The following is a 3,688-nucleotide window of genomic DNA, read 5'->3' as shown; positions in this document are numbered from 1 at the left end:
ATATCAAATCCGCATGAATACTATCATTAAAAATCTAGGGAGCGAGACGCTCCCACTACGATAATATTCAATAATTACAGTAGTGCGGGCATCTTGCCCGCTTGTTATACCCATTAACCGGATTTGAGATAAGAAGGGATTTTCAATCCCTGGCGGATCGGGCTATACTTTTAATTTTTACCATTAGTATAATAATCCCGCGTCCCTTTGGCATCTAATGCCTCTCCCAGACGGTTGAGGGCGTGAATATAAGCGGCAGTTCGCATTGATGTATCGTACTCTTGGGACAGTTTCCAGATTGCTTTTGCCTCTTCTACCATTTTCGGTTTGAGGTGTTGGTGAACTTCCTCTAAAGTCCAATACATTCCGCTACGATTTTGCACCCATTCAAAGTAACTCACGGTAACGCCTCCTGCATTCACGAGAATATCAGGAAATACATAAATTCCTTTACTTTCTAAAATGCGATCGGCAGCAGAGGTAATAGGACCATTTGCCACTTCAAAAATATACTTTGCAGAGATATCATGGGCATTGGCTTCTGTGATTTGATTCTCTAAAGCCGCAGGAATTAATACATCCACATCTAAAGCCAGTAATTCCTCGTTAGTCAGCACTTCATGTTCGACAATACTGCAAACAGTATCCTCACAATAAACCGCTTTAATGCTGCGACTTTCGTTCTTATATTGGCGAATGCTGGGAATATCCAAACCGCGATCGCAGTAGATTCCCCCTTGAGAATCACTGACAGCGACGACTTTATAACCTGCTTGTGCCAATAATTCAGCTAAAGCAGCCCCCACCTTCCCAAATCCTTGAATAGCCACCGTTGTCTGTTCGGGAATGAGATCGAAGTGAGGTAAAAGTGTACTGATAACGTAAAATGCTCCCGTTGCCGTCGCCGTATTTCGACCCTGGGATCCCCCCATCATAATAGGTTTACCCGTTACCACCGCCGGACTGACCTTGCGCTTGATAATAGAATATTGATCCATCATCCAACCCATAATCATCGCATTGGTGTACATATCCGGTGCGAGAATATCCACATCCGGACCGATGAAATCGGCGATCGCATCAATGTATCCTCGACTCAAGCGTTCTAATTCTTGACGCGATAATTCTTTGGGATTTAACGCAATTCCTCCCTTTGCACCGCCAAAAGGCAGATTCATTACGGCTGATTTAAACGTCATCCAAAAAGCGAGGGATTGTACTTCATCTAAAGTGACGTGGGGATGGTAGCGAACTCCCCCTTTCCCCGGTCCTCGCGTGTCATCGTAGCGGACTCGGTAGCCTTGAAATATCCGCAAAGACCCATTATCCATTCGCACGGGAATAGAAACACTTAAACTGGCTTTGGGATACTTTAAGCGACCCAAGGCATCCTCAGAGATAGACACATACTTTAACGCTTCTTCGAGGCGGCTGCTGGCATCGGCCAACAAGGAAAGCGATAATTGGTTTGTTGGGGTGGCGATCGTCATATTCGACCTCAATGGATTTGTTCTTGCTACCATTTAAACACAAAAAAACAGTATAAAATATTACTTTTTAACAAAAAATAACATTTGGAAATATCTTTTAACATTCCTGTCCGTACAAAATCAAAATATTGTTCGGTCTTAGCTTCTATTTTCCGCAAAAAAGGGCAATATGGAAAGAGGAACGACCCGATCGCAGGAACAAAACCGCCTAAAATAGTTCAGATAGGGTGCGGGTCTTTTCATTACATTTGTAGGTATGACCATCGTGTTTGTTGGAATCTTAGCCGCACTTTCCGCCGCCGCCGCCGCCGGAATGAGAATTGCACTTCCCTTGTTGGCGATCGGTTTGTTTCAAAGCGATCTTCTTTGGCATAATGTCCCATTGTTGTCTAAGATTCATCCTCAAGTTTTATTAGGAATTCTTACCAGTTGGTCGCTTTTTGAACTCTTTGGTTCTAAAAAACTTTTGGGACAACGAGTTAATCAACTTCTACAATTGATATTGAGTCCCTTTGTGGGGGGAATGATGGCGATCGCCGCCACAAAAATTAGTTCGGCTGAGTTTCAACCCTTGTGGATTGTGGCAATGGTGGGGGGGCTTTTCGCGTTTGTTCTTAAATTTGTGCAGGTGGGTTGGTTTTTTCGCTTACAGGGTTTACCAATTTGGATCATTTTCCTTGAAGATGCGTTATGTATTTTTTTAGTATTATTTGCCTTTAATGCCCCCGAACAAGGTGGTTTAATTGCCATGTTTTTGTTATGGTTTTCAGTTCGCAGTTCGGGGGAATGGTATCGCTGGTATAAGGGAAAAAAGAAAACACAGCAATTTCTATAAACAACTATTTATTCTCTCTTGATGTCAAAATGAGAGCAATAGCAATTTATCCTTGGGAGATAGAAGTATGATTCGAGCCTATGCCGCCCGCGAAGCAAAAGGTCAATTGGAACCCTTCGAGTACGATCCCGGTGTCCTCGATCGCGAAGAAGTCGAAATTGCAGTAGAATTTTGCGGCATCTGCCACAGCGATCTGAGTATGTTGGATAACGAATGGGGCATGACTCAATATCCTTTTGTCCCCGGTCACGAAGTCGTCGGCACGATCGCCGCAGTTGGGGAAGGGGTGCAAAATTTAAAAGTCGGGCAGCGCGTCGGACTGGGTTGGTTTTCTCGCTCTTGTACCAGTTGTGAATGGTGTATGTCCGGAAATCACAATCTTTGCTTGAGTAACGAAAGTACCATCGTGGGACGACATGGCGGCTTTGCTGATAAAGTCCGCGCCCATCAAGAATGGGTGATTCCTTTACCGGAAGGACTCGATCCCGCCAAACTCGGCCCCTTATTTTGCGGGGGAATTACTGTTTTTAACCCCATCGTGCAATTGGATATCCAACCCACCGATCGCGTCGGAGTGATTGGTATTGGGGGACTTGGACATATGGCTTTAAACTTTTTAAGTGCTTGGGGGTGTGATGTCACGGCTTTTTCAAGCAGTCCCGATAAAGAAGCCGAAGCGAAAGAATTGGGAGCAAACCACTTTGTTAATTCTCGCGATCCCGAAGCCTTGGCAGCCGTAGAAAATTCCCTCGATTTCATTCTTTCCACCGTCAGCGCCGATCTCGACTGGGGGGCCTATATTGCTGCCTTGCGACCCAAAGGACGCTTGCATCTGGTGGGAGTTGCCCCCAACCCCATTTCCAGCCCTGTTTTTCCTCTCATTCTCGGTCAAAAATCGATTTCTGCCAGTCCCCTCGGCAGTCCAGCCACCACTCAAAAAATGCTCGAATTTAGCACCCGTCACAACATTGAACCCATTACCGAAACCTTCCCTTTTGAGGAAGTCAACGCGGCGATCGAAAAACTCCGGAATGGGAAACCTCGCTACCGTTTGGTATTAAAGCATTAAGTTGTATTCCTAAATCCAGTAGAGACAAAGCGTGTCTTGTCTCTACTGTCGCTTCTTTTCCAGACCGTCAACGCAGCAAAATTTCCCAAGTTTTTCTGCCAACAATTCCATCTACAGTCATATTATTTCTCTCTTGAAATGTTTTGACAGCTTCCAACGTTTGTGCGCCAAAAATTCCATCGATCTCGCCAGAAAAGAGTCCTAAAATCCGAAGACGTTCTTGTAAGCGTTTGACGGCTTCTCCTTGCATACCCGATCGCAAAACCACTAAATTTAGTTCTTCGCGATCGCCTT

4 protein-coding genes are annotated in these 3,688 nt (G+C 45.0%); 2 read left to right on the top strand and 2 right to left on the bottom strand.

Features of this window, described 5'->3' with window-relative positions:
- Positions 1 to 170: 170 nt before the first annotated feature.
- The gene (locus tag VB714_RS21180; protein ID WP_323226675.1) at positions 171 to 1,490 is read right to left on the bottom strand and encodes a Glu/Leu/Phe/Val dehydrogenase; all 1,320 of its coding nucleotides are present in this window, start codon (positions 1,488 to 1,490) and stop codon (positions 171 to 173) included.
- A gap of 256 nt (positions 1,491 to 1,746) precedes the next feature.
- Between VB714_RS21180 and VB714_RS21175 the strand changes: the two genes are divergently transcribed.
- Positions 1,747 to 2,325, top strand: a complete 579-nt coding sequence (locus VB714_RS21175; protein WP_323226674.1) for a DUF4126 domain-containing protein — start codon at positions 1,747 to 1,749, stop codon at positions 2,323 to 2,325.
- A gap of 67 nt (positions 2,326 to 2,392) precedes the next feature.
- Positions 2,393 to 3,394: an NADPH-dependent aldehyde reductase Ahr gene (gene ahr / locus VB714_RS21170; RefSeq protein ID WP_323226673.1), complete on the top strand. Its 1,002-nt coding sequence runs from the start codon at positions 2,393 to 2,395 to the stop codon at positions 3,392 to 3,394.
- 67 nt (positions 3,395 to 3,461) lie between these two features.
- On the opposite strand, the gene VB714_RS21165 is transcribed toward ahr, so the two are convergent.
- Positions 3,462 to 3,688 (bottom strand): peptidoglycan-binding domain-containing protein (locus VB714_RS21165; RefSeq protein WP_323226672.1); only part of this gene is annotated, 227 nt, incomplete at its 5' end.

The sequence above is a fragment of the Spirulina sp. 06S082 genome (assembly GCF_034932145.1).
In the GTDB taxonomy this organism is placed as follows: Bacteria; Cyanobacteriota; Cyanobacteriia; order Cyanobacteriales; family Spirulinaceae; genus CCY15215.
This window is presented reverse-complemented; position numbering and strand designations above follow the sequence as displayed.

What these genes read in the sequence shown, in the direction of transcription:
- VB714_RS21180 (WP_323226675.1), bottom strand. Translation starts at nt 1,490, where the DNA reads ATGACGATCGCCACCCCAACAAACCAATTATCGCTTTCCTTGTTGGCC.
- VB714_RS21175 (WP_323226674.1), top strand. Translation starts at nt 1,747, where the DNA reads ATGACCATCGTGTTTGTTGGAATCTTAGCCGCACTTTCCGCCGCCGCC.
- ahr (WP_323226673.1), top strand. Translation starts at nt 2,393, where the DNA reads ATGATTCGAGCCTATGCCGCCCGCGAAGCAAAAGGTCAATTGGAACCC.